The organism is Leptospira paudalimensis (assembly GCF_026151345.1).
Classification (GTDB): domain Bacteria; phylum Spirochaetota; class Leptospiria; order Leptospirales; family Leptospiraceae; genus Leptospira_A; species Leptospira_A paudalimensis.
Map to the genome: position 1 here is coordinate 448,797 of NZ_JAMQPR010000001.1, position 26,384 is coordinate 475,180.

Annotated in this window: 21 protein-coding genes; 11 read left to right on the forward strand and 10 right to left on the reverse strand. The window is 37.1% G+C overall.

The genetic code is table 11. From position 1 onward, the window contains the following. Nucleotides 1–60: 60 nt before the first annotated feature. Both ND855_RS02115 and ND855_RS02120 read left to right on the forward strand, forming a co-directional pair. Nucleotides 61–1,152 (forward strand): metallophosphoesterase family protein, encoded by a 1,092-nt coding sequence (locus ND855_RS02115; protein ID WP_265356977.1) that lies wholly within the window; start codon nt 61–63, stop codon nt 1,150–1,152. Beyond that, on the forward strand, nt 1,149–3,458 hold the full coding sequence (locus tag ND855_RS02120) for an ATP-binding protein (protein WP_265356978.1): 2,310 nt from the start codon (nt 1,149–1,151) through the stop codon (nt 3,456–3,458). Before ND855_RS02115 ends, ND855_RS02120 begins: the two co-directional genes overlap by 4 nt. On the opposite strand, the gene tpx is transcribed toward ND855_RS02120, so the two are convergent. Further along, entirely contained in the window at nt 3,442–3,957 is a 516-nt protein-coding gene (tpx, locus tag ND855_RS02125; RefSeq protein WP_108960817.1) for a thiol peroxidase, read from the reverse strand. The two genes, ND855_RS02120 and tpx, sit on opposite strands and share 17 nt — an antisense overlap. A 40-nt stretch (nt 3,958–3,997) precedes the next feature. Next, nucleotides 3,998–5,134 carry an LBF_2804 family protein gene (locus tag ND855_RS02130; protein WP_265356979.1) on the reverse strand — a complete coding sequence of 379 codons (1,137 nt, stop codon included), beginning with the start codon at nt 5,132–5,134 and terminating at the stop codon, nt 3,998–4,000. Between the two features lie 57 nt (nt 5,135–5,191). Between ND855_RS02130 and ND855_RS02135 the strand changes: the two genes are divergently transcribed. After that, nucleotides 5,192–6,280: an acyl-CoA desaturase gene (locus ND855_RS02135; RefSeq protein ID WP_265356980.1), complete on the forward strand. Its 1,089-nt coding sequence runs from the start codon at nt 5,192–5,194 to the stop codon at nt 6,278–6,280. Nucleotides 6,281–6,284: 4 nt separating this feature from the next. Here the strand turns inward: ND855_RS02135 and ND855_RS02140 are convergent, their stop codons facing one another. After that, nucleotides 6,285–8,111, reverse strand: a complete 1,827-nt coding sequence (locus ND855_RS02140; RefSeq protein ID WP_265356981.1) for a GAF domain-containing sensor histidine kinase — start codon at nt 8,109–8,111, stop codon at nt 6,285–6,287. A 49-nt stretch (nt 8,112–8,160) separates the two neighbouring features. Between ND855_RS02140 and rsgA the strand changes: the two genes are divergently transcribed. From rsgA to ND855_RS02160, 4 genes are all read left to right on the forward strand, one after another. Next, a complete protein-coding gene (gene rsgA, locus ND855_RS02145; protein ID WP_265356982.1) occupies nt 8,161–9,114 on the forward strand; it encodes a ribosome small subunit-dependent GTPase A in 954 nt (317 codons plus the stop codon). A gap of 65 nt (nt 9,115–9,179) precedes the next feature. After that, nucleotides 9,180–10,151, forward strand: a complete 972-nt coding sequence (locus ND855_RS02150; RefSeq protein WP_265356983.1) for a FecR family protein — start codon at nt 9,180–9,182, stop codon at nt 10,149–10,151. Then, nucleotides 10,148–11,761, forward strand: coding sequence for an LIC10124 family lipoprotein (locus tag ND855_RS02155; protein ID WP_265356984.1), 1,614 nt, complete (start codon nt 10,148–10,150; stop codon nt 11,759–11,761). The genes ND855_RS02150 and ND855_RS02155 overlap by 4 nt, the downstream gene beginning before the upstream one ends. Then, the gene (locus tag ND855_RS02160; RefSeq protein ID WP_265356985.1) at nt 11,758–15,351 is read left to right on the forward strand and encodes a tetratricopeptide repeat protein; all 3,594 of its coding nucleotides are present in this window, start codon (nt 11,758–11,760) and stop codon (nt 15,349–15,351) included. Before ND855_RS02155 ends, ND855_RS02160 begins: the two co-directional genes overlap by 4 nt. A 78-nt stretch (nt 15,352–15,429) precedes the next feature. Here ND855_RS02160 and trmB read toward each other — a convergent pair whose 3' ends face one another. Continuing rightward, a complete protein-coding gene (trmB, locus tag ND855_RS02165) occupies nt 15,430–16,089 on the reverse strand; it encodes a tRNA (guanosine(46)-N7)-methyltransferase TrmB (RefSeq protein WP_265356986.1) in 660 nt (219 codons plus the stop codon). Between the two features lie 48 nt (nt 16,090–16,137). Between trmB and ND855_RS02170 the strand changes: the two genes are divergently transcribed. Then, complete coding sequence (locus ND855_RS02170) at nt 16,138–17,085, forward strand: MBL fold metallo-hydrolase (protein WP_265356987.1); 948 nt, start codon at nt 16,138–16,140, stop codon at nt 17,083–17,085. 16 nt (nt 17,086–17,101) lie between these two features. Here ND855_RS02170 and ND855_RS02175 read toward each other — a convergent pair whose 3' ends face one another. Together ND855_RS02175 and ND855_RS02180 are read right to left on the reverse strand one after the other, a co-directional pair. After that, nucleotides 17,102–18,106 carry a hypothetical protein gene (locus tag ND855_RS02175; protein WP_265356988.1) on the reverse strand — a complete coding sequence of 335 codons (1,005 nt, stop codon included), beginning with the start codon at nt 18,104–18,106 and terminating at the stop codon, nt 17,102–17,104. 89 nt (nt 18,107–18,195) lie between these two features. Continuing rightward, complete coding sequence (locus ND855_RS02180) at nt 18,196–18,570, reverse strand: LIC_13246 family protein (RefSeq protein ID WP_265359328.1); 375 nt, start codon at nt 18,568–18,570, stop codon at nt 18,196–18,198. 79 nt (nt 18,571–18,649) lie between these two features. Between ND855_RS02180 and ND855_RS02185 the strand changes: the two genes are divergently transcribed. The 3 genes from ND855_RS02185 (at nt 18,650) to ND855_RS02195 (ending at nt 21,840) form a co-directional block, all read left to right on the forward strand. Further along, the gene (locus tag ND855_RS02185) at nt 18,650–19,216 is read left to right on the forward strand and encodes a hypothetical protein (RefSeq protein WP_265356989.1); all 567 of its coding nucleotides are present in this window, start codon (nt 18,650–18,652) and stop codon (nt 19,214–19,216) included. A gap of 46 nt (nt 19,217–19,262) precedes the next feature. Further along, nucleotides 19,263–20,474: an NADP-dependent isocitrate dehydrogenase gene (locus tag ND855_RS02190; protein ID WP_100719767.1), complete on the forward strand. Its 1,212-nt coding sequence runs from the start codon at nt 19,263–19,265 to the stop codon at nt 20,472–20,474. Between the two features lie 85 nt (nt 20,475–20,559). Then, a complete protein-coding gene (locus ND855_RS02195; protein ID WP_265356990.1) occupies nt 20,560–21,840 on the forward strand; it encodes an adenylate/guanylate cyclase domain-containing protein in 1,281 nt (426 codons plus the stop codon). Nucleotides 21,841–21,860: 20 nt separating this feature from the next. Here the strand turns inward: ND855_RS02195 and ND855_RS02200 are convergent, their stop codons facing one another. The 4 genes from ND855_RS02200 to ND855_RS02215 form a co-directional block, all read right to left on the reverse strand. Then, on the reverse strand, nt 21,861–22,580 hold the full coding sequence (locus ND855_RS02200) for a glycosyltransferase (protein WP_265356991.1): 720 nt from the start codon (nt 22,578–22,580) through the stop codon (nt 21,861–21,863). An 89-nt stretch (nt 22,581–22,669) separates the two neighbouring features. Continuing rightward, nucleotides 22,670–23,509, reverse strand: coding sequence for a hypothetical protein (locus ND855_RS02205; protein ID WP_265356992.1), 840 nt, complete (start codon nt 23,507–23,509; stop codon nt 22,670–22,672). Between the two features lie 111 nt (nt 23,510–23,620). Continuing rightward, on the reverse strand, nt 23,621–24,376 hold the full coding sequence (locus ND855_RS02210; RefSeq protein WP_265356993.1) for a rhomboid family intramembrane serine protease: 756 nt from the start codon (nt 24,374–24,376) through the stop codon (nt 23,621–23,623). A 95-nt stretch (nt 24,377–24,471) separates the two neighbouring features. Then, nucleotides 24,472–26,313: an SLC5 family protein gene (locus ND855_RS02215; RefSeq protein ID WP_265356994.1), complete on the reverse strand. Its 1,842-nt coding sequence runs from the start codon at nt 26,311–26,313 to the stop codon at nt 24,472–24,474. Nucleotides 26,314–26,384: the final 71 nt, after the last annotated feature.

Here is a 26,384-nt window from a genome sequence, read left to right on the forward strand (position 1 = left end):
TAATCGAACTTCTGTACTTTGTCCTAGGGGGGAGGTATACTCTCCCTGAAACAAATGTATATGAAGTACTTACAAGTATCAGACCTCCACCTTTCCTCAGCCTCAAAAGAAGAAGAATCGTATTCTCTCGCAGTCCTCAAAGAAATTTTTGAAACAGCAGAAACAAAAGCTTGTGAACGAGTACTTTTTTGTGGGGATGTTTTTAATACATTTCCAGACCTGGAAACCTTACGGTCTGGGTTTTTAAAAGTCGTCTCAACCTATTCTGGACTTGTTTATTTTTTACCAGGGAACCATGAGGTCTTAGAAAAAAAGGGAAACCAAAACACATATTCCGCCTATGATTGGTCCAAAAAAGTCATTGTACTCGACCAACTCCCTTTTACATTATTCGAAGAAAATGGAATCGAGTTTGTAGCCATCCCCCACCAAGAAAACTATTCCGAAATTTTACTCAACCCCCCACCAAGAAAAAAAACACAAATACGCATTGGTCTTGCCCATGGGACAGTATCAGGTATGAGTTTCACCGGCCTACAAGAAGAAGAGGAAGAAGGTGGATCCTACTTAGACCCCAATTTACTACAAACCTTAGAATTGGATTATTTGGCAATTGGCCATTTGCATAAACACCGATTTGGCAATGTCGGAAACTGTAATGTTGGTTATGCGGGATCATCTCGCGTTTGGAGAAAAGGGGAAGTGGGACCAAGAGGTGGAATTTTACTCGAAGTCAAACAAGGAAAGGTTCATACAGAATTTGTCCCTTGGTTATCAGCTGGAGAATACCGCGAAATCATCGTGAGTCTAGATACAGATGGAAATCCAGAGTTTAGTCCAGAAAAATACTTACAAAATACAAATCCCAATGATTGGATTTGTTTTCGGTTTGTTGGGTATGTGGATTCGATGGAAGGAAAACAAAAATTCCAAGAAACCATCCTTCAGGAATGGAAATCAAAATTTAGAATTTGTGAATTTGATCCCGATGAATCTCAAATTGTTGTCATCCAACACATTTCAGAAAACGAGTTCATCAAACAATTTTTAGATAAAATGAATGAACGAAAAAGCCAAATGGATCCGAGTTTGTGGAGACATACTCGCGTAACAGGCATTCGTTTTATTTTAGATGGAGGAAAAGTAAAGTGAAACTGAAATTAGAAAACTTCGGAATTTTTTCCTCAAAAGAATTTCCCATCGAACGGATCACCGTGTTTACAGGTCCCAATGAATCAGGAAAAACTACCATCTTAGACGCGTTTGTATCAGCCCTTGTCAAAGTGGTAGGTAGTACAAAGTATGGAACCATCCTCAATGTCAGATACCAGGCCAATCGAAAATCCGATTTGGGTGTGTCCAAACAATCACTCTCTCAAAATTTATACTTAAACTCCCTTGTGATCCGAGAAGGGAATATGGATGTGGGATCCGAAAAAGAACTCATCCAAGTCATCGAACAATCCATATTTGACAGTGGTTATAACCCAACTCACTTAAAGGAAATGGCGGAACAACAAGTGGCAAAAACTGGTGTCAGAAAAGTTGCCAAAGATTGGATGGCTACACTTTCTGAATTAGAATCCGCCAAACAAAAGTTTGATCTGAGTGAGCGAACTCTAAACCAAATCGCAAATCAATTTGCCGAACTACCTACTTGGGAATTGGAACGACAGTCCAAAAAAGCCGAAGTAGAAACTTTGACAATCGAACGAACAAATCTCCAAAAACAATTCGAAGAGTTAAAAGAAAAAGAACTCCATACGGAAGCAGACCGAGTGTACCAACAAATCCTACAATGGGAAATGTTTTCTTCCGCTAACAAAGAAGAGGTGGCGGGATTACAGGTAGATGCAGAAAAAAAAGCAAAAGAATTAGAAGAAAACATTCGCTCCAAAAAACAAAAAATTTCTCTCCAAAAGGAACAAATTGGTTCCTCGGATTCCAAAATCGAATCCGTAAAAACTTCCAAAACCCAATCCGAAACCAAATTCCAGTCGTTAGAATTTTATTATTCATCCTTTGAAACTTGGAAAGAAACGGTGAACAAATTCCAACAAGATTTTCCTGTTGTTTCCGTTGTCACTTGGAATCCAACAAACAGGAATTTGGCGTTTGGTTCCTTTGTGGGAGTCCTCATTTCTCTGATTGCTGTTTTATTCACTGACTACGGTTTTGGGATGTATTTACCACTTATTCTCTTTTTAGGGCTCACTTTGTTTTTTGGAACAAAGATGAAAGATACCCGGTTGGAAAAAGACGAATCCAAATGGAACGAAATGGTGAGGCGAATTGCCAGTGAAATGGAAACTAAAACCTTGGGTGTTTGGAAACCAGATTCTTTACACTTAGATTCCCTGCAAATGGCCTTCCAAAGATTTGATAGGGAATATACAAAACAAAAGTTAGAACTACAATCACTCAAGGAACAAATCACAAAACTCGAATCTGAATTTGAAACCTTACAAAACCAATCCAAAAAAGAAAAACTGGAATTAGAGGAATTGGAAACTTCTCTAACCAAACTCTACCAATCCTTGGGAGTGAAGTCTTTGTCGGAACTGAGCGAACGTTTGGTGGAAGCACGCCTCAAACAGGACAAAATCAAAACCTTAGAGGACAATCTTCGTTTAGAAGGAAAAAAATGGGGAACCACTGATACCGAAACTCTCAAACTCAAACTCAAAGATAAAATCTCTGACTGGGAGAAAAAAGGAATTGGAAAAGGGTTTGAACTCGAAGATCGCACAAACAAACAAAAGTTAGAGACGGTCATCCAAGAACGATCAGAAACCATTCGCCATTTAGAACAAAGGATTGTAGAGTTAGAAAAAAAATTAGAGACTGGAAAGGCAGTATTGGAATCCCAAATGGTTCCTGCACAAAGGGAATGGGAGAGTTCTAAAAAAATACTTGAGACAAAAGAAAAGAAAAAAGCAGAACTTGAAAAGAATTACCAAGCCTTTGAAGTGCTCATTGAACTCTTTTCGGAAATGGAAGCGGAGAGTACTGACAAAATGTCTTCTCTTGTTCGTTCTTTACAACACAGAATGGATGCCATCAAAGGATCTCTTCCTACAAAACAAATCAAATGGGATGGATTTTCAGATGAAATCCAAGTGGAAACAGAGGCAAACGAAGCTAAGATGGGTTTCGGTCAATTGTCTACGGGAACTCGTGAACAAATATCCTATGTTTTACGTTTGGAATATGCTTTCCGAATTGGAACCCAGTACAAACTTCCCTATTTATTGTTAGATGAACCATTTCGTCATATGGACAATGTTCGGCGAAATGCCGCATTGGAATATACTTTACAATGTATTTTGAATGCAGGTGAGGAATGGAAACTGGTATTATTTAGTTTTGATGAGGATTTGGTTACGACAATCAAAGGATTGGCAGAAAAGTGGAAACTTCCCTGCCAGATCCATTCTTTAATTAAACCAGTTTCTTAGCTTCTGCAAGAACGGTGTCATAATTTGGTTCACTTCCGATTTCAGGAACAAGTTCCGTATACCGAACGACATCGTTTTTATCCACAACGAATACGGCTCTAGCAGAAAGACCAGCAAGTGGACCACCAGAGATATGGGTTCCGTAGTTTTTGGAAAACGAAAAATCTTTAAACTGAGAACCAGTGATCAGGTTGTCTGAATCAATGCCTTCTGTGGAACAAAAACGTTTCATGGCAAAAGGAAGGTCACCAGAAATAATGAGAGTTGTGATTCCATTTTCTTTTGCAACTTTTTCATTGAACTTTTTAGTTTCGATAGCACAAACAGGAGTATCAAGGCTCGGTACTGCTACGAGGATTTTTACCTTTCCTGCTAAATCTTTTAAGGATATATCACTTAAATCTTGTTTGGCGACTTTAAAATCGGGAGCTTTGTCTCCTGGTTTTGGGATGGATCCTTCGAGAGGTACGGGATTTCCTTTGAGTGTTACTTGAGCCATATTTTCTCCTATGTTTCTATTAGACTAAAACATGAGTCTCTTAGGTCTTTCCTTCTTTTGGAAGGATTTTTTCCATCCAAAGGAAAGATTCTGTTAGTTCTCCTTTTTGGATGGTCGCACTTAAAAAACGTACACGTTCCAAAATCCAGGTGGGTGAATGTTCACTGAGGCCGACAAAAGCATTAAGCTCTTCTGCATTTAATTTTCCATCAAAGGAAGCACATATGGCAAAGACAGATACTGGCCATTTTTTCTCTTCTGTTGTAAGGCCTTGTAACGACAAAACAAAATGTTCCCAATCATCCAGGTTTTGTAAATTTGCTCTTTTGGGTAAAAGCCCAAGTAACCCAAAGAGTAAGTATTCAAAATTGGGATGGAAGGTTTTGGTATAGACTATAGAAAGGGCCACAGAACGTAACACCGATTCAATGAGTTTTGGATTTCGGTTTTTTGCTTTGATTTGGAGTAAAATGGAATCTGCTAATTTTCGTGTGATGATTCGTTTTCGGAGTTCAAAAAGAATCATGTAGGTGGTGACAGCATCCCAAATCCCTGTGATGGGACCTGAGATGTATTCAATGAGAAACCGTAAACTTGTCCTACCCAAAATCACTTTTAACATTAGTTTTGCGAAGATATTGGAAAGGAAAACCTTACTTTTATAGAGTAATGTGCGAAAGAACAATGCTCTCTCGTTTAAATGTTTATAGGGATCAATTCCATACAAACGGATCCTTGGGTCAGGGATTTCCAAAACAAGTCGTGCCATCATCCCAGGAATCGGTGTGATGAGTTCGGGTTCGTCTGCCAGTTCCACATCAGCTGCCTTTGCCATCTGGTAAGAAAGATAGAACCCCAATCGAAACAAGAGGTAAAACTCAATCACAGTCACGATGGTGAGTAAGGATACAAACCAAAAGAGACCTTCATACGAAACCTTGGAGAAGGATTCGAAAGAAATAGGAGGTAAATATACAGAAAGATACACAAAGAGAACGGAAGGGAAAAATCCAATCCAAAAAGACCAAAAACTCCCCCAAAAGAGGAGCCGTTTCGAAACATTCGAAAAACCTTTCTCTCCTTCGGACTTCTGTTCTTTCGTAAGAGTACGCAAGGAAATGAGAACTCGGCGCCCCCATTGTTCTAAAATTCCTGGTTTGTAACGATCTGTACTCATTTTTTTTGCAACCGGAATCTGATTTCGGACTCCCACTCCATGGAACAGGAATTTTCTATGACGACACAAGCTGAAATCAAAGTCAAAAACCCAATCGATTGGGTGACCACGATTTTTTTACTCACATCACCACTCGTTGGTATTTTCGGAACCCTCTATGTGTATCTTTATGAATCCATTCATTTAGGAACTTGGGCACTCTTTTTGTTTTATTTTTTTGCAACAGGTATGGGGATTACAGTCGGTTACCACAGACTTTTTTCTCACAAAGCCTATGAAGCCAAATCTCCCATAAAACTTTTGTTATTATTATTTGGTGCTGCTGCCTTTCAATCCACTGCACTTGAATGGAGTGAAGACCATCGTATCCATCATAAATTTGTAGATACTGACAAAGACCCATACTCCATTAAAAAAGGGTTTTGGTATGCTCATATTGGTTGGTTATTTCGCAAACGAAAGTATGTAGGCCAAGGGGTACAAGATTTGATGAATGACCCACTTGTGGTTTGGCAACACAAACATTTTTATTCGATTTCAATCTTTATGTGTTTTATCCTGCCAGGTCTTATCACCATGTTATGGGGGTCCTTTTTAGAAGGATTTTTTGTCGCTGGGTTTTTACGTTTGTTTGTGGTTCACCAGTTTACTTTCTTTATCAACAGTGCTTGCCATGTTTGGGGAGAAAGAACTTTTTCAAAAGAACAAACAGCACGTGACAATTGGATCATCGCCTTTTTTACGTTTGGTGAAGGATACCACAACTTCCACCACGAATTCCAAATGGACTACCGCAATGGAATCCGTTGGTATGATTATGATCCATCCAAATGGATGATCAAATTCCTTTCTTTTTTTGGTCTCACTTACAATTTGAAAAAAGTTTCTGAAGAAAAGATCTTACAAAAAACGATGTTTATCAAAGAAAAGGAAACATTACACCAGTATGCAAATCTCGGTGAAGAAAAACTAAAAACTTGGTCAGAACAATTGGCACATCTCAGAGAAACTGCCATCGCAGAATACCAAAAATGGTCCAAAGCAAAACAAACTGAGAATCAAACTGAAGCAGGACTTTCCAAAAAGAACTTTGAAACCACAAAGGAAAATTGGGAAAAACTCTTAAGTCGTCCTCTTTTTTCGTAATAATTTACCCTCTCACCTCCCTAAAGATTTCTTTAGGGAGATTTGGCACATCACCTGGACCCACTAACGGTAAGTAGACCATAAATAATGTTCTACCGGGGGACGATTCCACTTCAATCCTTCCTTTGTGTTTTTCGATGATTCCTTTCACAATCCCAAGCCCAAGACCTGTTCCTTCGCCTTGGTCTTTTGTTGTAAAAAATGGATCCCATATTTTGTCTTTAATTTCAGTGGGAATCCCTGATCCATTGTCTTCAAAACTAACCATCACATATTCTTCTCCAATCCTTCTGGAAGAAATAATGAGTTTTGGGTGTTCGACTTTTTTCATCGCATGGATGGCATTGGTGATGAGATTTGTCCAAACTTGGTTGAGTTCATCCAAATTACACCGAACAAGAGGGATAGTTCCATAATTACGTTCAATTTCCACACCATGTTTGATTTGGTTTTGCATAATCACCAGTGTGTTTTCAAGTCCTTCATGTATGTCTGATACTTCGTATGAATTTTGGCCTAGATGGGAATAGTATTTTAAAGCTTTCACGATCCTAACAATATTACGAATCGCATATTTGATATTTTTGATATTACGTTGTAGGCTTAACGTGTTCTTTAACATCTCAAAGGTTTCTTTTCCGCCCGATTTCCAAATACGTAATAATTCTTCTTGCATATGCATGAGGTGGTGATCGATGAGAAAGGTTGCAAGATCAGTAGCATCGTTTTCTGGCATCCCATCATGTATGAACTTGAGTTTGGTTTCTTTTTTCAGTTTGAATTTGTCTTTTGGATCAATTTTAGTATTGGGATCTTCTTTGACAAAACTGAATAAGATATCCAAATACAAAGAACGAAAATCAGGATTTTGAATGAGGTGTGTAATATCACCTAAGTGGGATAAGACGAAAACCAGATTGGCATCCAGATTGTCTGCGGCACCATTGATGACGGCAGCTGGTGTGTTGATTTCATGAGCAATTCCTGCTACCATCACCCCAAGAGAAGCCATTTTTTCCGATTGGACAAGATGGGCTTGTGTTTCTTCTAACTCTTTTGTTCTTTCTCTTACCTTTGCTTCCAAGGTTTCTGTTAAGTTTAGCAACTGTTGGTAAATCATAGAATTGGAAAGGGACATGAGTGAAACCGAAAGGATATCTAAAATGATTTCAATTTCTTCTAAATCGTAAATTTTCCCTTCTTTGTGTTTTCCAAGTAAGATAAAACCCACCAAACTTGACTTAATCGATAGTGTTGCTACCAATTCAGAACGAGTATCGCTAAAAAAATGTAATGCTTCCTTCGCAATTTTTTCATGACTTGGGGAAACATATTGGATAAAATTTTCTTTGATATGAATCCCTTCTCGTTCGGATAACCAAAGCAAAAATGGATTGAAAACAGGAATGGATGGTAAGTCAGAATGTTGGTGGTCTTTGGATGTTAGGAAAGGTCTTGGTCTAAATTGGCCTTCCTTTTCATCCCATGTGTACACTTGCACAAACTCTGCAGGAATTTTAGAAGCTAAAAATTGGCTGATGGTTTCACTAATTTGGTCTGGATCATTAAACGAGATCAGTTCTTCCTTGAATTTCTCTAAGGCAAAGAGGTTTTGAACGAGTTCATCTCGTTTTTTTGGTTTTTCTTCACCTTGCGATTGATTCATACGAGGGATAAAGAAAAAGAGAGTGAAACTGAAACAACCCATACCAACCGCAACCAAGGATAAGAAAGGAGAAGATTGGATTTTGCTTAATCCATAAGCAAAGGCAAACCATCCAAAACTGGATGTTAGAATGATAGAAGTAAGAAAGAAAACTTGTATTTGCATGTCGATTGTATACAATGTACGAACTAGAATATTTTGGTGTTGAATCCACTTGGGTAAAGAACTATTTACAATCGCTCGTATCTTTGGTGCCTATTATGAAATTTATTCAGAGGCCACTTCCTATGCCCTAGCTGTACTCAAAGGGAAACTCCGCCTTAAAAATTCAAACGAACGCCATCCCTTCGTGGTCGGTGACATGATTCTAGCCGAAAAATCGTCGGGGGAAGAGTGGGTCATCTCAGAACGATTGGAACGTAAAAACTACCTCACTCGCAAAAGTGATAAAGGCGACAGTCATGTGTTATGTGCAAATTTAGACCAAGTGGCAATCCTTGCTTCTTGTAAAGACCCAGAAACAAAACCAGGGTTTATAGACAGACTACTCGCCGCTTCCTATCATACAGAAATTCCACCTCTGATCATTTTTACAAAAAAGGATCTTGTTTCTGAAGAAGAGATTACAGATAGAGAAACCTACTATAGAGAGTTAGGTTATGATGTCATGAGTGTATCCCTTCTTTCTGAAGAATCGATCCTACCTCTATGGGAAAAAATTAAAGGCAAACGTACGTTCCTCTGTGGAAACTCAGGTGTGGGCAAATCCACTCTCATGAACCACCTCCACCAAAAAACCGTTCAACGAACCAATTTGGTAAGTGGTTCTACAAAAAAAGGAAAACACACCACCACCAATTCCTTTGCTCTATTTTTGGAAGGAAATACCGTCCTCATCGACTCCCCAGGCGTCAAAGAATGGGGGATTTTGCACCTCACTCCAATCGAACTTTGGGAAAGTTTTCCTGAATTACGCAAAGTAAAGGAAAGTTGTCAGGAAATTTATTGCTGTGAACTGGGTTCTGAGTGTCCAATGCGTAAATACATGAATGAAACCATGGACGAAACCCGAAAAAAGAGCCTCGAATCCATGATCGAAAGTTTGGAGAACCCCTACCGTGTGACCCGCAGGGACCATTGGTCAAAAGCTGTCACAAAAAGATATTAGGGAAAAGAGTTGCCAAGGCTTCAGTTGTTATCTATTTTAAGAATGTTATTTCCGGAGGAAGGAATATGAAACGTACAATCATACAAAAATTGTCGGTTTTGGGATTTGTGGCGATTTTTGCCATGTTTGCCGTAGCTTGCCAAAAAGACTCAAAAGAGACTGTAACAAATGTTACAGATAAAAACCAACCAGCTAGTAATGTGATCATTGCCTTTGTAAAAGGTGATGTAGTCGTATTAAGAGAAAATGGGCAAATCAAACCAAGCTTAGGTGATACATTAACTTCACAAGACACAATTGTTACAGGTGAAAATGGATCTGTTGAACTTTTGGTAGGTGAAGACGGCGTTCTCAAACTAAACAAAAATACTTCCCTCAGTGTAAGCCAAGCATTTGCTGCAAACGATGGAACACGTGAAACAGAAGTGAACATGCAATACGGAAAACTAGTAACTGTTCTTCGTAAAGAAAGAAAAACAGAATCTTTCAGTGTTGTGACTCCAACGTCAATCGCGGGTGTTCGTGGAACGATCTTCCTTACTAATGTAGAAAATCCTTCTGCTAAAGGTGGAAACGTAGGATGTGGATCCTCAAATTGTGTTGTAAAGTATACCGTTCTTGATGGTGCGGTTGCGATCCGTAAATCAAACTCTGATAATGAAATCGTAGTCGACAAACAAAAGTCAGCTGAAGTGGCTTCTGACACAAAACTTTCTGATAAAATGATCAAACCAATGGACAAACAATCCTTAGGTGAAATGAAAGAAATGTTAGTGTTTGAAAACACAAAAATGTTACAGTTTGAGTCTCTTGCAAATGAACTCAAATCAAACAATGAAGAACTTCAAAAGATGAACCTAGGTTCTTCTGTCGAAGAATTAGAAAAAGCAGCAAAAACTCGTGAAATCACCAAATCAAAGTCAGATGAAGTGATCACTACTGCAAAATCAATTGAAGATTCTAAATACATCAAAAAAGATGTGCAAAAAGATTCACTAAAATTAGCTCCAAAAGAGAGTTTTGATAAGACGAAATGAGATATGTTTATTTACCGGTCCTTTGTTTTTTAGTCGGTTATTGTTCTTCGGTCACAAAGATCGAAACACTCAATCGAAGTTTTACAAAACCTAAGTTTGTCACTCCAGATCTTGGAGAGTCTGAACCCCTTCCTTCGGGTAGAGATTACAGAGAACGACTGGTAAATAAATCAACCCCAAGTTTCACTCTCCTCTGGAAACAAATTCCAGAGGGGTTTTCTCCATCTGACTTAGCCCTCATAGAAGAAAAAATCCTCTTCCCTCATTCCAAATTGGGTACATACCAAAAAGCCCCGATCAAACAAGATCCCAAGTTTTTTGAGTCGAATGATATCGATATCATTTTGGAACTCAGTCTTTCCAAATCTGCAGATCGAATGACAGTGGACGTCCAATACAAAGACCCTGTTCTTTCACAAAACTTTGGTAAGGCGGTTTTTGTTTACCAAGAAGAAAAAGAACCAAAAACCAAATCAACAAAGTCCTTCGATGTCTTTCATGGAAAAAAACACCTCCTCCCTTTAACAGAGTTTGTTCCTGCTTATTTTCTAGAGGTTTCTTCTCCTTCTGTTGATGAATTACGAAATTATTTTACATCTTCCTTACAAGGGAAAGTTTCTGTTTTTTCTACATCTCCCGGCACAACCATTTATCTGGATGGGGTCGAAGTGGGAAAAGCACCTTTACTCAATTACACACTGATCAATGGAAAACATACACTTTCATTTGCAAAACCTGGTAAAGACCAAGTAAAACGAAACATCTTAGTTCGTGCAGGGAAAACAACAAGAGTATTCCAAGAATGGAATGATGATATTTCCCAAGGAACTGTCGTTGTTTCTAGTTTCCCTCCTGGGCTTGATGTTGTCATTGATGGACAAAAAAAAGGTAAAACACAATTCGCTGAATCAGGAGTTCCTTACGGAAGTTATCCGGTCCAATTCATTCGTACCACAACAGATTCCCATTTTGAATATGCAAAGGCAGGAATCAAAATTCGACCAAAACAAATTACATCAATTGCTTTACCAATTTCTTTGGAAGATGGAGTGGGTTGGGAATCTGAAGAATTTTGGAACCTGTCAACACCTTCACCTAACTTCTCTGCAACATTTCCAGGCAAATTGACATTTGCAAAAAACAAAGAATTACCGAAAGGTTGGTATGGAGTTTTTTCTGAAGACCTCATTCCTGATTACCTTGAAGTTGAACTCATACTAGATTTAAAAAAAGAATACAATGGTGCGCTTGGGCTTTCAATCCATGACCATTCTCAAAACTCGATTTTAGTGTATGTAGACCAAACTGATTTTCATATCGTGAAGTTCTCACAATCTGAATCAGAAGCACCAGTTCGTTCCTCATATCGATGGAATAAGGAAGATGAACTCAAAGGTCGTAGCATAAAGTTCACAACTGATATTGAGAAAAAAATGATACGTTTGTATTTGGGTAACAAAATGGTTGAGGAATTTCCTTGGAATTTTGAAACATTTTGGAATATAGGTGTTCTCACTCCACATAATGCCCCTTTGGTGGGAGTCCCACTCAGAGGATTAAAAATCCAGTACCCAGACATGGTTAAGTTTGAACAAAGGTTCCAAAAATGAAACAATTGATTGTTGTATCCGTTTTACTCGTCACATTTATTGGTTGTAGGTCTCGTGATTTTCAGTCTGTCACTGTAAAAGATTCTGTTGTAGAAAAATCAAATGCTTCAGATCGACAAAAAATCGAAGAAGCTAGAACTCTTATCGCTGATGGAAGTAATGAATTCCAAAAAGGAAACATTGATGTTGCCTTAGAAAAAGCAAAATCTTCGATCCAAACATTTGAACTTGTTGAAGGGTATGCGTTACTTGGTGCATCCTATTACCAGTTAGGTGAATATGAAAATGCCAAATCTGCGTATGAAAAAGGGAATAATTTAGACCCTCAAAATGAGAAAATCCTTATCGGACTGGGAACAGTTCAATCCACTTTAGGTGAGAATGAAGCTGCACTCAATACGTATCAAACTCTCAATAAACTAAGACCAGAAGAATCCATTTACACATACAAAACCGGACTTTTATTAAAAAACTTAGGTCGTTACCAAGAAAGTTTGGTCACTTTGAAGTCATTAGAAGATAAAAAAGATTTCCCATATCCGATTGAATTACTCAATCAATTAGGTGATGTTTGTTTAGAACTAAAACGATATGATGAAGCTGAGAGTTATTTTGCAAAAGCTGAAAAATTAAATCCAGAACTTAAGTCTGCAAAAGACGCAAAACTTTCCACTAAAATTGCTTCTCTCATCCAAAGAGGAAATGATTTTTTAAACAAAAAAAATTATGCAGAAGCAACTAACGAATTCAAAAAAGCTTCGGAATTACAGCCTCAAAATGCTTCGGTATGGTCCTTTTTAGGGAACGCACAATTATTAAATGGAAAATTGAAAGAGAGTGAAGAGAGTTTTAAAAAATCTATCTCCCTCTCTGATACAAATGCAAATGCTTACGTTGGTCTGTGTAACGTTCTCATTCAAACACACAATTATTCAGATTGTTTAAAAACTTCCAAACAAGCCTTACAAAAAGTTCCTAAAAACGCTGAGATTCGCAACAAACAAGGGATATGTGAGTGGAAATGGGGTGAAGTAAAAAAAGCAACACTTAGTTTCCAAGATGCATCCGCTTGGGATCCAAATTTTATCGAACCTAAAATGAATTTGGCATATGTTTTAATTGATTCAGGTCGTTTTGATGAAGCATTAGATGTTTTAAAAAAAGCTGAAACACATCCAAAAGCAAAAAAAGAAGACATCAGAAAAGCGAAAGTCTTAGCAGAATCACAAAAATTCATAGCAAGTGGTGATGCTTTTTTACGCCAAGGAAAACGTAAACAAGCGTTTGATGAATATGGCAAAGCAATGGGTGTAAATCCTGAAAACCCAGCCGTTCAAAATGCCTTTGGCCGTGGATACTTTGCGTTCAGTGAATACAAAAAAGCAGAAGGTTCTTACTTAGAAGCTTACCGTTTGGACAATGCCAATCCAGGAGCGTTACAAGGCCTAGCTCGTGTGTATGCAAAAACGGGTGAGTCCAAAAAAGAAAAAGAATACATTAAAAAATTGGAAACTCTTTCCGCTACAGATCCATTTAGTGCCATCACACTGGGAAGGATTGCAGAGGATGCAAGTAAGTGGGATGAAGCTGAGTCCATTTATATGGGACTTAAGAAAAAGTTCCCAGGAAATGAAGCAGTAGATTATCGATTGGGAAGTTTGTACTACAAACGAGCTGTCGAGGAAAATACAAAAGAGAATTATACAAAAGCAAACGAGTTCATTCAAAAATCCAAAAAATACACAAAGGACATTCCTGAACTCATTGAAACTGAAAAAACTGTTTCGGAGAACTCTCGTTTTGCGGAGATATTACCATTAGTCAAAGAAGGTAATACACTTTTTAATCGTAAAAAATTCATTGAAGCTGTGACACCTTACCAAAAAGCATATGACCGAGTGCCAAAAGCTTCTCTCCTTGTCAAAATTGCAGAGTGTTATATTGAAAAAGGAGAAGAGGAAAAAGGCCTCTCCATTTTAGAAAATGCTGTAAAATCCAATAAAGAAAATGCCATCTCTTTCAAAGAAGGGATTTATTCCTTCTACTATAAAAAGGGAGAACTCAAACGTGCCGAAGATGGTTTCTATGACATTTTAAGAGAAAAGCCAGATTCATATTACGCCTATTACATGTTAGGTCTTGTTACCATGAAGCGTAAAAATTATGAAGCAGCGATTGGTGAATTTGACAAAGCTATCCTAGTGAATCCAAACTTTGCTCCAAGTAATGTCGCAAAAGGTCTTGCGTATTATAAATTGAACCAAATGGATGCAGCCAAACGTGAATTTGAAAAGGCTAGAGCAAAAGATTCCGAATTTGGACTTTCTTCTTATAACTTAGCAATTGCTTATTTCAATGAAGATCTTACAAACGAAGCAAAATCAATCCTTGAATCCATTCGTAAATCAGATCCTGATTTTATGGATGGTGAAATCCAATTGGCGTACATTTACTTCAAAGAAAACAAATTGGATGAAGCTGAAAAAACCATTGATCGTGTTTTAAAAGAAGAACCATCTGCAGAAGCAATGTTTGCCCAATTCCGTATCTTGGATGCAAAACAAAAACAATCTCCATCCGAGAAAACCAAGTCCAAACGAAATGCAGTAAAAGAAAAAATCTTACGTGAATATGGTGAAACAAAATACGCAAGGTTACTTCCTTCTGATGCTTTAGATGATGAACCACTCCATGTAACAGATCTCAATTTATCGGGAACACCAGTTTCTACTCCGATTGTGTACCCAAATCGTATCATCGTAAACTATGGAACTGCGATAGTAGGTTATGACCGCATCACCAAGGAACTTGTTTGGAAACAATACACTTCTACTCCATTCCAGTTACTTGTGGCGGGTAAAGAACTCGTAGGAATTTCCAATGATACTGCAACCAAAATTTATCCTGAATCAGGAAAGATGTCTTTCAAAAAACAGGTATTAGCTGGTTGGAAAGTAAAACAAGGGTCAGCTGACAATAATGGATTTTTTCTCTTATTGGAAAAAGATAAATCTCCCAATCGAAAACTGGTTCGTACCAATCCAAATTTAGAAATCCAAGAAGAATGGAATGGAAATGATTTTGTTGGATTCTCTCTTAATGGGGAAGGAAAACTATTTGTGATTCGTGATACTAAAAAAGACTTTTTAGTACAAGTTTTTAGTCCATCTGTGCCAAATGAAAAGGAATCTAAAATATCACTTCCTATCGCCAAAAAAGATACAAAAGAGTCTGCAAATTTCTTAGGTTGTCTTGAAGAATCTTGTTTGGTTCAACTTGGTGGCCAAATCTACGAAGGCACTGAAAAAGCAAAATTATATGCCATCGGCAAAACAGAATCGGTAAGATCTGTTTTAAAAAATCCCGACTCACTCCTTGTAAATACAGAGAACACCACCTATCTTTGGAAAGGTGGCTCAAAATGGAAAGATTCATACCAAATCGAAGGTGATTTTTATTACCCTATGGATGGTTTGGTAGTCGAAGGAAGATCGAAGGAATTAGTGATCATCAAAGGAAAGGAAAAAACACCAGTTCCTTGGAAAGGTGATCGTGACGGTTTGCGAATCAGCACGGTGACTGTTGATTAGAATGTGTGAGTAAAACCGACTCAAATCATTTTTCTGACACTTAAATCGGTAAGGACGGATGAAATGCTCTAAAACGAATCACAAAGTTTTGGTTCGTTTTAAGTAATAAATTCGTTTCCCTTCACCTCGTTTTTCCGCCTCAAAAAATGAAATGGGAAATCCAGGCCTCTCAAATTCGTATTCTTTATTCTTCCATAAAAACTCAGGAAATTTCCGAAATAGGGAGATGGTTTTTCTCGCATAAGGACCATAGTCAGTAGCAAATAAAAGTTCACCACCTGGTTTTAACAAACTGTATATTTGTTGTATCATATGAGGTTGCATCAGCCTGTTTTTATGATGCTTTTTTTTGGGCCAGGGATCGGGAAAATTGATGATGATTTTGTCAAAAATTTCTTTCTCAAGGAGTTCATCGAAAAACCATTGGAAGTTAACGGTCATATAACGAATATTTTCCAAACCTAACGTTTTTCTTTGTTTTTCGGTGTGGATGATGCGGTTTACCTTTTTTTCCATGAGTAGGTAACCTGTTTGTTGGTCATTTTTTGCCAATTCAATGGCAACTTCACCCCAACCAGAACCTAACTCCAAAACAAAGTTTTTGGTGTGAGCAGGGAAAGAATTTTTTAGGTCGATTTTTTTCCCGCGTTCGTTAGGTTGCAGGAGATAGTCAGACTTGTAGGAAGATCTAATGGTAAACTTCCAAAGTTTTTCTTGGATTTCTGGATTAACTAACAATTGCTTTTCTTCCGATGATTTAATGTCAGGATTTTTAAAAGGAACTAGATGAAAATAACTCTTTTTGGTGTGAGAGGTAGTCTTCCCACTCCGATTTCAAAACAGGAACAACGAGAAAAAACCTTAAAGATTCTGCATTTAGCAAAAGAAGAGTGGAAAAAAGATCCAAACGGTTTTTCCGAAGAGGAGTTTTTAAACCATCTACCAATCCCTCTCTCACAAGACTTAGGTGGCAATACAACCTGTGTTTTGATCGAAGGTGATGGTGGAGAAAGAGTGATTTTGGATATGGGAACTGGGTTACGTGTACTTGGAAACCAACTGGCACAAGAAGCTTTTAGTGGAAAAGAGATAGATCTCCATATTCTTGTTTCTCACACACATTGGGATCATATCCAAGGTTGGCCTTTTTTCAAACCAGGTTATTCTCCTTCAGTTAACATTCATTTTTATTCTTGTATACCCAATTTAGAAGAACGTTTGGAAAGACAACAACACCCAGAAAACTTTCCTGTCACCTTCCAACAGATGGCTTCTAAAAAACATTTCCATCTATGGAAAGAATTTGAATCCTATATGTTAGGTGGTCTAAAAATCATTCCTTTTGGGCTTCGCCATCCAGGTTCGTGTACAGGTTACAGGATTAGAGAAGGGAATAAAATATTTTTATTTTGTACGGATGTTGAATACCGTGAAGAAGATAGAGAACATTTATTAAAGATGAAACCCCAAATTGCTGGCGCAGATCTTATCATCATCGATGCACAGTATAGCACTTCTGAAGCGGAGAAAAAAATAGGTTGGGGGCATACTGCAGTCAGCAAGGCTGTTGAATTCGCAGAAATGATGGAAATCCGATCTGTGGTTTTAACTCACCATGAACCTGACCATACTGACCATGAAGTGGCAAGGATCATCTTAGATGAAGCACGTTTATTAAAACCAGGTGGGATGCAAGTACACATTGCACATGAAGGCCAAAAGTTTATTTTATAAGACTTGCTACAGACAATCACTCGTTAATCAAATAATTGGAATGGTAACCTTTTGCTTCCCCTGAATATTCAGGGCATTCTAATTTAAGTTCTGCTAACCAATGGATTTGGTAGGGTTTTGCAAAAAACAATTGGATGAAAAATCGTAAAAAAGAAGAAATATTTTCCAAGGCACTCATGGTTGCGATGGGACGAGTTCGTTTTACATTCAATTTACAAGTTTCATTTTGGAAGTATAAAATTTCCGATTTTGGGATCGTATAACCGGAAGTAGGTTCTTTTTCCCATTCTAAAACTTCTACCCTCTCAACTGTTCCTTCTAAGATTAAATTTCCTGATGGATTGAGAACAGCAACTCTACGGAAAAATTCACCTGGGAAATTAGAATTTCCAATAAAACCACCTGTAAAAATTCGATAATTGTCTTTCGTTTGGGAACGTACCAGTTCCCATTTTTTGGAAAATTGATAAACTGCTTCATTGGTAAGGATATGTTCGAGTCCACCTACACCTTTTACTTCTTCTGTTACATCTTTGTAGCGAATGGTTCCCGTGACTGTAGAATAGGAAAAAGGGATGTCAGCTTGTACGAATTTTCCTTTTTCCATTAAAGGAAATTTTCCTTTGGAAATGGGAACATTGCCTCTACGTGGTTTGTAATCCAGTTTGATTTCCCAATCACCATAGTTCATATAAAACGAATACACTCCGTTTTTATATTCCATCCAGTTTTCACCACTTCGTTGGTAAAACTGTCCTTTTTTAAATTCATAGTCTTCTGCATCAAATTCGCGAGTGGAATAAAAGACAGGTTGTTCTTTGGTTTTTAACAGTAATGAGATTCCATTGTTTAAGGAACCAGGACCAAAATTACTCACAAGAAAAGTTGCAAAGAGATTGTACTTTTCATTTCGAAAGGTAAAATTCCAACCTTGCAGATAACCTTCTTCAGGGTAGTGTTGTGTTTTAAAATCTTCAGCAGAAAGGTTTTGGGATACACTTACAAAAACCAAAACAATCAATAGGAGGTTACCAATGTTACTCTTCCATCGCACCGCCAAAGACTAAATGGGCCTGAAAAAAGAAGCAAGGTTTTTCTTGGGGATTTCCTTTAAATGGATAAAAGAGTCGGAACGGAGATCGAATAGAGATCACCCAAACACACTAAAGAGAACACTGGGTGTTCTGTATTTCCAATTTGTCGTAAGCGCTCCCTTTCCTCGGCTATGCCATCCACATGGATCCAGGTTTCCGTTTCCTCATGGGGTAAAATGCGGCAAGCTACTTGGTATTCAAACGGGCCTATCTTTGCAAAAAAGATTTGGACAGAGTTTGGATCAGAATCGGCAAGAAGTCGCCTAAATCCAAATTGTTTGGATTTGGTTTCCCCTCTCATTTCGTAATAATGGTTTAAAATCCTAAGGATATGTAAAAACTCTTCCTTTTTCGAAACCAATTCATGCCAGGATAAATCATTGTCATTCATACCAAAGGGAGGTAAACGAGAGAGTGACTTGGTTCTCAAAAACGGATTCTCACTTGAAAAATACTTTCCCCTATCCAAGATGAACGAAACAGACATGGTCACGGAGATCTTAGAAATATTCTGGAAAGAGAAACTTCGGTTCGCCCAATACTGTTTTGATGAATTGGCTAAAATGAATGCCAAATCCTTCCAAGAAAAAGGGAAAACCGGAAAATCACCCCTTTGGGTGTTAAACCAAATGGTATCCTATGACAAAACCTTTCGGTTTTATTTGCCCATCTCACTCAAACTCAGTAGCTTTTTCTTTTTCCATAGTTTCAAAGACCAGGAAATCGAAAAGGATTTGGAAACCATACGTGATCGTTATACTCCTCCTGCATTTCCAAGTCATTTTTGGGAAATTCACATTACGGAAGCCAACCAATTAAAAATTAATGCAAATGATCCTTTTGTAGTCGAACATTGTGAATCCTGGAAAGAAGTTTTACTCCAATTAGAAGCGAAACTTTCTCTTGTTTCTGAATCGGACGCATATAGAAAAAGATATACATCCTTCACTGGAATCCATACCATTTCAGGAGCGATCAATAATTCGACAGAGTTCTGTCATTATATTTGGAATCGTTATTTAGGCAGTTCAAATTAAGTCTTATAATTTTTAAGTTAAAATAGTATGAGTTTAGGAGAAATCAATGGGAAAAATTAAAGTAAAAACACCGTTAGTCGAGTTAGACGGCGATGAAATGACAAGAATCATCTGGAAAGAAATCAAAGATCGTTTCATTCACCCTTACTTAGATATTACATTAGAGTATTATGATCTCGGTGTAGAATATCGTGATAAAACGGATGACCAAGTAACTGTTGATTCTGCTAATGCAATCAAAAAACACGGTGTTGGTGTGAAGTGTGCGACAATCACTCCAAATGCTGACCGGGTAAAAGAATACAATTTAAAACAAGAGTGGAAATCACCTAACGGAACAATCCGTGCAATTTTAGATGGAACTGTATTTCGTAAACCAATCATTATCAAAAACATTCCAGCGGCTGTTAATTCTTGGAAAAAACCAATCGCGATTGGTCGTCATGCATACGGTGACATCTATCGTGATGTAGAGATTCTTGTAGATGGTCCAGGAAAAGTAGAACTCGTTTATACAGACGCATCTGGAAAAGAAAAACAAAGACTGTTAGTAAATGAATTTAAAGGTGCAGGTGTGGCTCTTGCAATGCACAACTTGGATGAGTCTATTAAGTCTTTTGCAAAAGCATGTTTCACATATGCATTATCTGAAAAAATCAGCATCTGGTTTGCGACAAAAGATACCATTTCAAAAAAATACCATGCTCGTTTCCGTGATATCTTTGATACGATGGCAAAAGAACAAGAATCTGCAATGAAAGCTGCAGGTATCACATACAGTTATTACCTCATTGATGATGCAGTTGCACAAATCATGAAAAACGAGGGTGGTCAACTTTGGGCTCTCATGAACTATGATGGTGACGTGATGAGTGATATGGTTGCTTCTGGTTTTGGATCTCTTGGACTTATGACTTCTGTTCTTGTATCTCCAGATGGAAAATACGAATACGAAGCAGCTCACGGAACTGTGACACGTCACTACCGTAAGTACCAAAAAGGGGAAACTACTTCTACAAACTCAGTAGCATCTATTTTTGCTTGGACAGGTGCACTTGCAAAACGTGGAGAACTCGACGGAACTCCAGATGTAGTGAATTTTGCTCACAAATTAGAAGAGGCAATCATCGAAACAATTGAAGGGGGAGAAATGACAAAAGATCTACTTTCTCTTTCAACGGCAGCAAAAAAGACAGAATTGGATACGTTCCAATTCATGGAAGCTGTACAAAAACGTTTGGATGCTAAACTCAAATAAACAAAACAATTCACCCTGTCTTTTGGCAGGGTGATTTTCTTTATTTTCTTGCCTTCTTTCTTTTTCCTTATCCAATAAACATTCCATGACAAACGAATCCAAGTCTTTACTCGATAGTTTTATGGATTGGTATTTGGTAGAACTTCCCAAAATTGATTCTCCCGCTGTTTTATTCCATTCTTATATTCAATACTTACAATCTTTAGGTTTTGATATCATGAGAGGGAATATGGGAACAAAAACTTTACACCCTCAAGTAGAGACGTTGGCTTATCTTTGGGCACCAAATTCTCAAAAAGAACTATTTGATGTTCAGGTGAATTCTTTATTCCATTCGAGTTTGTTTTACGAATTTCCAGATTCTTCTATTCGGGTCACCAAATTTAGATTAGGTTCTATTCAGTCTTCTCAATTTACAGCAAGTCCCATTCATTATGTTTTAACTGCCAAAAAAACTTATTATTATCAGTTTGATCCCGAGAAAAAAGGAGAATATCCGTATCCTATATTGGAAGAATTAGCACCATTGGGCGGAACCGGGTATCTTGCCGTTCCTGTCATCCAAAAAGGGAATAGTTATGCTTTCTTAAGTTTATTAACGAAAAAACCAAATGGATTTAATGAAACAGAAGTAGATTTTTTAACAAAATCTTTAAACCTGATTGCACTGAAATGGTGGACTTTTATCCAATCAGAGCTCACAGAATCCTTACTCAGTATTTATTTAGGGAAAAGAACTGGTTCAACGGTATACTCTGGTAAAATCTATTTAGGTGAGTTAGAGAATATACAATCAGTAATTTGGTTTTCAGATATTCGAAATTATTCTGGCATAAGTGAAACCCTTCCACCTGAAGAAGTTATCAAGTTATTAAATGATTATTTTGGTGTAGCGATTCCTCAAATTGAAAGATTTGGGGGAGAAGTGTTAAAGTTGTTAGGGGATGGTGTCCTTGCAGTATTTCCCTACAATGAGAAAAACAAATTGGTTGTAGGCAAAAAAGTGTTACTCGCAATTCGTAAGTTAGGTGAATTGTTAACGCAATTAAACCAAGAAAGAGAAAAAGAGGGTAAAATTTCAATCCATCATGGTGTCGGTTTGCATTCTGGTGAAATCTTGTATGGAAATATCGGATCTATGGATCGTTTGGATTTTACTGTGATTGGAGAAGCTGTTAATTTGACGAGTCGAATCGCCGGAATGTGTGGTGAGTTAGGAAAAGCAGTCCTTGCCTCCGAAAATTTAGCTAAACAAATTCCGGTTAGGTGGGAAGAATTAGGCGAACATAAATTGAAAGGAATCAGCTCTCCGAAAAAAATTTATGCGATTTCGGAGAAGAAAAAATCAGTTCGTGAATCGAACTAGTCATTTTTTTTGGTGTATTATTATCTAATATTTCTATATTTCCAAAGCGAATACAATACTGCTAAACTGTCTTTAAAGAAGCTGAATTTAGATTCAGGAATTTGATTCCAATCGATAGGAAATTCGGATATCTTGAATTGATTTCTATAAAATAAAACAAGTAATTGAGTATCCCATAACCAGCGTAAGTCGGTAATTTTTGGCTTTAATTCTTCGTAAATTGATTTTTTGAATATTTTACATCCACATTGTGGGTCATAAATTTGAATTTTGAAAATTTGATTAAAGTAGAACGAAAACATCCGATTTGCAATGTGTCTATAGAATGATTTTGATACTTTTCGGCCTAACATTGGGATCCGTGATCCGATTACCAAGTCTACTTCTTTATGATTGTTTATGTAATTCCAGATTCTCTCCACTTCGTAAGCAGGAGTTGCTCCATCAGCATCAATAAATCCTAAATAATTCCCTTTTGATTTAGAGAGTCCAAATGATATGGCACCGCCTTTTCCTAAATTGATCTCATAATGAAAAAGTTGCAACTTTGGATTGGATAAAAATAGCTCTAATTTTTTTTGTAGTTTATGAAATTCACTTGTTGGACTACCATCATCAACGATGATAAAATCAATATTCGGATGAAATTGAAAATGATTGATCAAAGTTTCGATATAGTTTGGTAATCGATTCAATTCTCGATAACAAGGGATCACGATACTTAAGTGATTGTTTTTCATATTCTGAGGGAGAAATACTTTTCTCCCTTGATAGTTCTTTGTGGGTTTGTTCTAATTTCAAGTCATTTATCATTCATGGAAAAAAGATACTAACGAACAATAACCCATTTCCCTGCAATCCGACTTAAATAAACGGGAATTGCTGCACCTTTTTTGGAAGTGATAATCGGATCTCCTTTTTTATTTGTAATTTCAAGAATTTGATTGTTACAGAGTAATTTAAACCGAATTTCAGATGGATTGAGTTTCCATGTGGATCCGATAGATTTTGTCATTCCTTGGATTGATTTTAATTCATCGGCTTCATTATAAGGATAGTATCTAACTTCCGATGTATCTTTTGCTCGAAAGGAAGTCGCAGACAAAATCTTTTTTGCATCTTTTGTATTGAGCACTTGAGTGAAGTCTTTTAAAAAAGAAATAGCGGAATCCTCCAATTCTTTTGATAGATTTAAACTTTCTGCTTGTTTCCACAACTCACTTGGTGGCGAGAAGGGGGTTTGAAACGGAATTTCGATCCATAAACCCATTTGTTTTGGATTTGATTGGTTGTGTTCGACTTTTTCTAATAAAACACCTTCATCAGGGAACTGGCCTTTCTGACCAATGATGAGTTTTACCTCAGCTTCACTTGGTAATCCTGAGGTTTGTTTTTTATTTTGTTTTCGTTCTGAGAATCGGATTCTAATTTTATTATCGCTAGGTAAGATCCAATAGTTAATATCAGCTTGTCCTGATGAATCCTCATTGGATAAACCACTCCGCACATCATATCCATTCACTTGTATTTCTAAATTTACGGAGTAATTTTTATAAGTAATAATATAATAACCTTCTTTAGGTGGACCTGGTGGTAAGGGTTTGTCTTCCGATAAAATTGGTTGTAAGGTTAAAATCGATAAGAGTAACAAAGTTGCGATTCGTTTCATTCTTTAGTCTCCATGAATGGTAAGGGAGAATTTTACTGAAACACTAAGTAATTGTCGATGTAAAAAATTGATAGAACAAGAAATCTGAGTGGTGTACATGATTTTTTATCGTTATGGAAGGAATTTTTTTCCATTTCGATCAAAGAAAAAATTGGTTTGGCAAACGTTACAATGGAATCTTCCATATTTTTTGGCAGGGATCGGGTGGTTACAAGAAGGGCAAAGAACCGTTTTGTTTTGGAATGTAGTTAATCTTAAATTATGTTCCAGTCTATCTAGATACTTGTGGTGGACAAATCCATTTGCAAGGATCATTCCAAAGAAAAAAGCCACTACTTGGCCCGCATAGGCACTTCGGATTTCAGTATGGAGTTCTACCAAATACAAGTATCCTTGGATGAGAATCCAGATGCTCAAACTAAAGTAGATGGGTAAATCATTGAATGCTATTTTTTCAAATACCATTGTACTTTTTACTTTGGGAAAAAACACAAAATACATTCCTAAAAAGCCTGAAATCACACCAGAAGTTCCCACAACAGGTACGATGGAGTTCATGTGGAATAAAAAGTAAGTGAGATTTGTAAGGATTCCAAAGAACATAAATAAAAAGAAAAAATTGAGAGGGCCGATTACATCTTCAATATTGTCAGCAAACATGTACAAGTAGATGGCATTTGTTGTCCATTCCACGAAGGAAGAATTAAAAAAGAAAGAAGAGAATAAACTAAAACCAAATTCTTTTTTGGGAGTAAACGCATAAGTGTTATTTGTATCTAAAAACTGAGTACATAGAGTGATGACTATTAAGCAGAAAGTGATAATTGGGAATCGAAATTTCTGATTTGCTTTTTCAAATACAAACATTGTGAATGATGAGTCTCCATTCCTAATGAAAACTTCTTTGTTTCGTTTGGCAATTCCTTTTTACTTGCAGCTGTTAGATTGTGTTTTCTATTTTTCTAGAACCATAAATAAAAGAAGAATGTCAAACCTAGTAAAATTCCATACAACCACTCATCTCGTTTGTGAAATACAGAAATGAGGTTTTGTTTTGGTGATTTTTTACGATAGGTAAGTATTGAAGAAAAGATAAAAAAATGTAAAAATCCGAATATCGCAATTAGGAATTTATGATTTGGGAATTGGACTCGTAAAACAATAAGGAGAAAAAATAGGATGAAAAATATGAAAAAACCATTTAAATTCAAATACCGATTTTGTTTTTGTTGGTTTTGATTCAATGAATTGAAGTTAAAAAGTCCATGGAGTGAATTTTCATTATGATTCTTTTTGTATTGAAAGTATGCGACGAGAGCCAGTAGAAAAAAAGCAAAGTGAAAGATCAGAAAGACTCGGTGCAAAAAATTCAATTCTTCACCAAACGTAAGTTTAATGAAAATAGGTGCATAGTTTGTATATAGATAGGGGCTTAATAGGGAAAGGAAAGGAGTGAGAAGGATTGTCCCGCAGATTGCTTTGGTGTTGATTTTAACATTAAAAATTCCAAGTAAAAAAACAACAAGTAGAGCAGGTGTGAAGTGAGAACTTTGATTGGATAACTCAATAAAGAAATTTTTCTTAGAATTGGGATCAATGAGAACGATTGCAAACACTGTTACCAAAAAAGAAAATAATAAGAGAAACATTCTTCCCGATTTCATTTGTCTTTCATCAGAAAGTGATTTCCCGTTTTTTTCAAAGAGGGGTTTGTAAAAATCAATGGTGAATAATGTTGCTGCTGAATGTAACATGGAATCAATGCTCGAAAAGATTGCTCCCAATAATCCTGCAAGGATGACTCCGATGAGTCCGTAACCTACGGGAACAACCAATACAACCAATTTGGAAAAAGCTTCATCAGGAGCTATATTTGTCGTTTCTCCTAGAGAAAACCAAATTTGATACGCAGCAATCCCAGTTAAGATCGAAAAAAAAGGAACTGTGAGTTTTAATAGCCCACCCACCAATATCCCATAACGCGCTTCTCTTAGTGATTTTCCACCTAATGTCCTTTGTACGACGTATTGATTCGTATTCCAATAAAAGGTATGCAATATAAATAACCCACTCAGTGCACCAGTCCAAGGAAGTGTAGGGTGGTTTGGAGGTAAGTATAAATTCATTTTACTGAGTCCGTCCATTCTACCTTCTTCTTTTGCAAAAAGTTCAAGTAAACCACCAACTTCAGGTCTTGAAATCGAAAGATAGGCGAGTACAATCCCAGATGCTAAAATTAAAAAGGTTTGGATGACATCTGTGTATACTACTGATTTTAGTCCACCAAACCAAGTGTAGATGGTAGAAGTAAATGCAATCCAAATGACAAGTTCCGTGTAAGTAACCGACAGACCCAGGTTTTGTAAAAATGGTAAAAAACTACGAGCTCCGATGTACAAAGCACCAGTCAGTTGTATGGTAATGAGAATGAGTGAGATTGCTGAGTAGATCTTTCCAGTTTCTTTTCCAAACTTATCCTGCAAAAATTGAGAAAGAGTAAAAAACTTTTTCCTTCGGAAGAGTGGTAAAAATACAAAGGCCAAAAGTACAATTGCCGGAATGGAACCAAATTCATAATGGCTTTGAGCGAACCCAACAGAAAAACCGATGCCGAGCATCCCGACCAAATGGTTAGCTGAAATATTGGTGCCAAATAGAGAACCCGCAATCCCCCACCAGGGTAGGCTTCTTCCACCGAGAAAATAATCCTTTGATGAGGACTCTTTTCTCCCTGCAACCATACCAATCCCGAGCACAAGTAGGAAGGTAAACCCAAAGAAAAAGATATCAATTGTTGTGATCATAGACGGGAATAGAACCGCCAGAATCGATTGTTTCTAAAAATAATGCAAGCGATAGATTTTTTGAAATCCCT